Origin of the sequence: Colwellia sp. 6M3 (assembly GCF_014077595.1) — a bacterium.
Classification (GTDB): Bacteria; Pseudomonadota; Gammaproteobacteria; order Enterobacterales; family Alteromonadaceae; genus Cognaticolwellia.
Genome location: NZ_JACGWF010000194.1, coordinates 1 through 963, shown reverse-complemented (window position 1 = coordinate 963; position 963 = coordinate 1). Strand labels below are relative to the sequence as shown.

Sequence of the window (963 nt, the reverse complement as noted above, 5' to 3'; positions counted from 1 at the left end):
AAACAGCGCCGATGATAGTGTAGCATTTGCTATGTGAAAGTAGGACATTACCAGGCTTCAAATTGTAGAGAGCCCGACTAGAAATAGTCGGGCTTTTTTACGTCTGCAGAAAAGTAAAATACGCGCAGTTAACACTCACATCAACACCTATCACGTAGGGCGAGCGAAGCGACTTCCGACGCTAGAATCACACCAAAAGCCCTCAATATCTCTGCACGCCGATAAGTATGTAGCATTTGCTAGGTGACTCTCCACCGCTGTAGGCACTACGACATTCTACTGCGTAGCGTACCTACTTCACATTGTAGAAAGCCCGATTCGAAAGAGTCGGGCTTTTTTACGTCTGCAGAAAATCATGCGTGAGTTATTATGGTTCATTTAATTATCTATTAAACACTCAACTGAATTGCATATTTAATTAGGTAGAGATACTTCTAATAAAGCACTAAAGAAAGCTGTACTATTACAGGTGTTTTAAAATAACTATAACGAGAAAAATATGAAATTATTAACTGCAGCAACTCTAATACTTGCTTCATCGACAGCTTTTTCACGCCCTGCACCTTTAGTGTCTATCCCTACTCATGATGCCTTTTTTAATAGTATTGCAGCGCATTGCGGTAAAGCTTTTGAAGGTGAAGTAGCGGTAGATAACGCGAAGGGGCCAAGCTCATTTACAGATAAAAAGCTGGTTATGCATGTACGTAAATGTAGCGAGACTGAGTTACAAGTACCGTTTCATGTAGGAGACGATGCATCACGTACGTGGATCATAACTAAAACGGGTAGTGGCTTGAGTTTAAAGCACGATCATCGTCATAAAGATGGAACAGACGACGCATCAACTATGTATGGTGGCCATACGCTTGATGCAGGGTTTGCGCAAATGCAGTCGTTTCCAGCAGATCAATACTCTAAAGAGTTATTCGTAAAAGAAGGCATTGCACAGTCTGTAGGTAATAC

Annotated in this window: 1 protein-coding gene; it reads left to right on the top strand. The window is 41.4% G+C overall.

The features are described 5' to 3' along the window. Positions 1-499: 499 nt before the first annotated feature. On the top strand, positions 500-963 hold a 464-nt coding region (locus tag H4J50_RS18945; RefSeq protein WP_182257700.1), incomplete at its 3' end, for a hypothetical protein.